Source organism: Lentiprolixibacter sp. (genome assembly GCF_982873095.1).
Window position 1 is genome coordinate 1 of the sequence record NZ_CEYNTP010000191.1, and the last position, 5,036, is coordinate 5,036.

A 5,036-nucleotide genomic window follows, 5' to 3' on the forward strand; every position below is an offset into this window, starting at 1 on the left:
TGAATACGGCATCGTGGACGGTATCATGGAGTAAAAAGAAACACTGAAATGAAAAAGTCCTTTACCTGGAGTAAAGGACTTTTTTGATATATATAGACGCCGAAGCGGATGATACTTTACTATATATACGCCTGACACAGGCGGTTGGATGAGGTCAGTACGTTAAACTTTCATTAAAAGGCGTCAGGGTTTTGAATGACTTCATGGGCGCGGGATTTGAGGGCTGATAATTCTTCCGAAGGTTTTTTGTTTAATAGGTTGAGCATCATGCCCATACGCTGATTATTTTTGAAATATTCCTTTTTTTCATCGAGAAAGTTCCAGTACAGGGCGTTAAAAGGGCAGGCCCTGTCCCCTGTCTTTTCACGGTGATCGTAGTGACAACCTGTACAATAGTCTCCCATTTTGTTGATGTAGTTGGCACTGCTCACATAGGGTTTGGTAGCTACTATCCCTCCGTCTGCAAACTGACTCATACCTCGTGTGTTGGGCATTTCCACCCATTCGATAGCATCGATATAAACGCCAAGGTACCAGGCATCTACCAACTTGGGATCTACCTGTATCAGAAGGGCAAAGTTCCCGATCACCATCAGGCGCTGAATATGATGGGCGTAGGCTTCATCCAGGCTTTGGCCAATCGACTTTTTAAGGCAATTCATTTTGGTATTTCCGGTCCAGAAGAAATCGGGTAGGGGATTATGATTCTCCAAGGCATTTTTGTTCGCATAGTCGGGCATTTCTTTCCAGTAAATCCCGCGAATATACTCCCTCCACCCCAAGATTTGCCTTATGAACCCCTCTACCTGAGATATGGAGATTGCATCCTTCTCAGCATAGTAGGTTTCCAGTACCCGGTCTACTACCTCCTTAGGGGAAAGCATTTTGCTGTTAAGGGCGAATGACAGGCGGGAATGGAAGAGGAATTTTTCCTCTGAATGCATGGCGTCCTGGTAATCCCCGAAGTGGGGGAGGAGTTCCTCGCAGAAATAAGCCAACAAGCTTTCGCTCTCCTTTCGGCTAGTGGGCCAGTTAAATCTGTCTGGGGCGATACTTCCAAAAGTGATGACCCCCGCCCGTTCAATCGCGTCAAGGAGCGCAGAAACATCGTGGTTAAATTCTATCAGGGAGGGAACAGATGGCTCGCCCTTCCATTTTTTTCGATTGCTCTGGTCAAAATTCCAGCGCCCCCCTTCGGGTTGCTCCCCTACCATCAGCACTTCGTGTTTTTTCCGCATCATGCGGTAAAAACTCTCCATTATCAATTGCTTTTTACCCCTGAAAAACACTTCCAACTCATCCCTTTTGGTGTAGAAGTGCTCTGTATCATATGCTTCACCGGGGACGTCGAGATTTGTACAGAGTTCCTGCAACTGCTGGTCCAGGCGATACTCATCCGGCAGCTGATATTCAAACTTTTCAGCACCTGTTTGTGTCAAGACCTGGGGGATTAATTTTTCTAGTGCATGGGGGTTGTTTGGGTCATCGATCTTAATATAGATGACCTCATGGCCCTGACTTTCCAGCCAATCTGCAAAATTCCGCATTGAAAGGAAGAAAGCGACCACTTTCTGAATGTGGTGCTTGACGTAATCAGTCTCCTGCCTCATTTCGGCAAGCAGGTAAACCGTATTGTGATGTACTTCCCTGAACCAACTGTGATTGGAATTGAGCTGGTCGCCAAGGAGTAGCCTGAGTACTTTTATGTCTTTTTCCATAGGATTCTAGAAAAGGGTTTCCTGCAACCACAAACGGCGATAGGTGCCTGCACTATCGTACCGCTCTGCCTGTGTCCGCACATTAAATTTTCTATCCCGGGGGTCATTCCCAACCCCACTGTTGTACATCCAGTTGCCCCAGTTGCTGTGCACGTCGTAATCCAGTAACATGGACTCAAAATAAGCGGCGCCGATACGCCAGTCTTGCTGTAATTCTTTTGACCAATAACTAGCTACATTCTGCCTTCCGCGATTGCTCATCCAGCCAGTTGCAGCCAGTTCCCTCATGTTTGCGTTGACAAAGGGTTCGGAAGTAGACCCCGTAATCCATTCCTCCAGGGCCTTTTTGGAGCGATGCCAATGATAGTCTTTATTGAGAATGCCGCCCAACTGGAAGATACGGTTGCCGTATTTCAGGGATACGTTTTTAAAATAGTCCCGCCAGATGAGTTCAAAGATCAGCCAATAGGTGTCCTGGTTTTTAACCACCTTTTTTTCATAATTTTTTACTTCCCAGTAAATAGAACGGGCCGAAATACTACCATTAGCCAACCAGGGGGAAAGCTTGGAGCTGTAATCGGTTCCAACAAGACCGTTTCGGGTATGCTTGTAATACGATAGTTTTCGGGATTCCCAGAAGTATTCCTGTATCCTTTGTTTGGCCTGGTTTTCTCCTCCGGTGTAGGGGAAAGCGGTTCTGGTGTCCGTGGTAAAGGCATTATACCCCAGTTCTTCAAGGCTGGGGATGCGGGAGGGAACAATATCAAGGGCAGAAGGCTTTTGTACCTCCGGTGCGGGAATGCAAGGTCTGACACGACTTCCCTTTTCACATTTTTTCCTGAATTGGGTAAAAACATTCGGGATATCCTGGAAACTGTCGTAAGGGACATCGTCCGGATGAAAAAGAAACTGGTCATAAGTTTCCACAAAGCTAACCTCTTGAGCTGTTGCCTTTTTTACAGCCTCCAGCACACTATTTTCCTCATCAGTCCATTCCTTTTGCAGGTATACTTTTTTGATTTTATGGGATTGGATGAGCTCCGGCAATTTTTCCTCAGGCTGCGTATGATAGACCAGCAGGGGGATGCCCAGGTTTTTGAGGTTCTCCTGGAGTTCAATCACAGTTTCCCGTAGGAATTGCGCGCGATATTTTCCGGTTTTGGCAAAACCAAAGGCCTTGTTCTCAAAATGCCGGGGATCAAAGAAATATACACCTAGTACCCGTCCGCTTTCTGCTGCCTTGGCAAGGGAAGTGTTATCGTAAACCCGAAGGTCATTCCGGAACCATACCAGAGATGTATCGTTAATTTCTGAACTCATTTTCGCTTTTTATTTCTACGACAGCGTTCACTGCAGTATTGTACTTCCTCCCAGTTCTTTTCCCACTTCTTTCGCCAGGTAAAGGGCCTCCCGCAAACTGCACATATCTTAGTGGGGAGATGAGGCTTCTTATGCGCCATCTTTTAAGGATTGGGGTTGTATTCCCGGCCTGGCATAACTCAGGCGGTCCAGCATCTTCGGCAGGGCGTAACCATCCAGCCCGGCTGCAGCGACTATGCCTGCCTGGTCCAGGGAAAGGCTGCCATCGCTTTCAACAAGACCGTCTTCAACAGCTACGAATTTTACCGCCCCCAGGAGCAAAATGGTTCCATTTTCCGCGATGGGATATTCATTTTGGTATTGACACCCCAGCTTAACGGGGCTTTCCTCTACAAAAGGGGCCGGAAATTCCTGCAGGTATTGTGCGGTCAGTCCTGTGGCTTCAAATTCAGAATCGTCCTTCTCGTATTTAGCCGCTGTCTGATGTGCTTTCTTGTATATAGTTGCAGTAACCGCATTAATGGTAAAAACCCCGGATTCCTTAATGTTATTGTAGGTATCCCGCCTTACGGATAGCGGACGAAACAACAGGCCAAGGAGGGGGGGATTACTCCCCACATGTGTTACGGAATTGAATATCGCCAGATTACTGATCCCCTCTGCTGATACCGTACCTATCAGGTTGGCAGGCTTGTAGCCTGAGAGGGTGTTCATAAGGTTGGCCCGGTACCGGGAGGGCAATTGGGCCAGTTCAACGTCAGTAAAGCGCATATGATTAATTTGTTTAACAAAAATATCAAAATATTAAACACTATCACAATTAATCCTCAACATCGGGCCTTTTCAGGCGTATTGAATGGGCTTTTCCTCTGGCCAGAAATGTGTACTTTTAGCATTTTATAGGCACACACCAAAAAATTATATGGTACAAAAGCACAGGGATATTGCCGTTGTAGGCTCGGGTCTCGTTGGTTCCTTATTGTCTATCTATTTAAGAAAGCTCGGGCATTCGGTAACTGTATTTGACCGTCGGCCAGACATACGCAAAGTGGAATTTTCGGGCCGCTCTATTAATCTGGCCATGAGTAATCGCGGCTGGACGGCCCTGAGGGAGGTTGGCCTGGAAGAAAAGGTGAGGGAGATTGCCATTCCCCTGTATCGAAGGGCCCTGCACGTGAAGGGGAAACCCACCTATTTTCAGCAATATGGCAAGGAAGGAGAGGCCATCTGGTCCATATCCCGCGGGGTTTTGAACAGAAGGATGATAGACCTCGCAGAAGCTGAGGGTGTTGATTTCCGGTTTAACGAAAAGGTATGGGACGTAGATTTACCTGGAGCCCGGCTCTTTACCGGGGCCTCTGAGAAGAGTGAATGGAAGACCTATGACTACGATCTTATTTTCGGATGTGACGGAGCTTTTTCGAGGATCCGTCATAAGATGCAGCGCAGGAGCCGGTTTGACTATTCACAGGATTTTATCGATGTGGGGTATAAGGAACTCACCATTCCGCCAAATGCAGATGGCACACATAAACTGGACCCTAACTCTTTCCACATATGGCCCAGGGGGTCTTTTATGTTTATTGCCATGCCCAACCTGGATGGCAGTTTTACCTGTACCCTGTTTTTACCTTTTGAAGGTGATGTCTCGTTTGAGAATATTCAAACCAAAGAACAGGCCCAGCAGTTCTTTGAAACCCACTTTCCCAGTGTAACTGACGAGATCGAAAATTTAACACAGGACTTTTTCAAAAACCCAACGAGCGCCCTGGTAACCATGAAGTGCTATCCCTGGACCTACTGGGATAAGGTTGCCCTGGTTGGGGATGCTGCCCATGCTGTTGTTCCCTTTTTCGGGCAGGGGATGAATGCGGGTTTTGAAGATATCTTTGTGCTCAATAAGTTCATGCACGAGTTTGGGGACGACTGGGAGGCCATATTTAAGCATTACCAGGAATCCAGAAAACCCAACGCTGACGCCATTGCAGAACTGAGTTA

5 protein-coding genes are annotated in these 5,036 nt (G+C 47.1%); 1 reads left to right on the plus strand and 4 read right to left on the minus strand.

What is annotated here, in order from left to right; translation table 11 throughout:
• Window positions 1-173: 173 nt before the first annotated feature.
• Genes AC4E7D_RS10965 through AC4E7D_RS10980 form a run of 4 tightly spaced genes read right to left on the minus strand, consistent with a single transcriptional unit; the run spans window position 174 to window position 3,809 of the window.
• Entirely contained in the window at window positions 174-1,718 is a 1,545-nt protein-coding gene (locus AC4E7D_RS10965; protein WP_490173839.1) for a cryptochrome/photolyase family protein, read from the minus strand.
• Between the two features lie 6 nt (window positions 1,719-1,724).
• Window positions 1,725-3,038: a DASH family cryptochrome gene (locus AC4E7D_RS10970; RefSeq protein WP_490173840.1), complete on the minus strand. Its 1,314-nt coding sequence runs from the start codon at window positions 3,036-3,038 to the stop codon at window positions 1,725-1,727.
• Complete coding sequence (locus AC4E7D_RS10975; protein ID WP_490173841.1) at window positions 3,035-3,178, minus strand: DUF2256 domain-containing protein; 144 nt, start codon at window positions 3,176-3,178, stop codon at window positions 3,035-3,037. The genes AC4E7D_RS10970 and AC4E7D_RS10975 overlap by 4 nt, the downstream gene beginning before the upstream one ends.
• Window positions 3,168-3,809, minus strand: a complete 642-nt coding sequence (locus AC4E7D_RS10980) for a flavin reductase family protein (protein ID WP_490173842.1) — start codon at window positions 3,807-3,809, stop codon at window positions 3,168-3,170. Before AC4E7D_RS10980 ends, AC4E7D_RS10975 begins: the two co-directional genes overlap by 11 nt.
• Before the next feature lie 151 nt (window positions 3,810-3,960).
• Between AC4E7D_RS10980 and AC4E7D_RS10985 the strand changes: the two genes are divergently transcribed.
• A partial coding sequence (locus AC4E7D_RS10985; RefSeq protein WP_490173843.1) for an FAD-dependent oxidoreductase occupies window positions 3,961-5,036 on the plus strand: 1,076 nt, incomplete at its 3' end.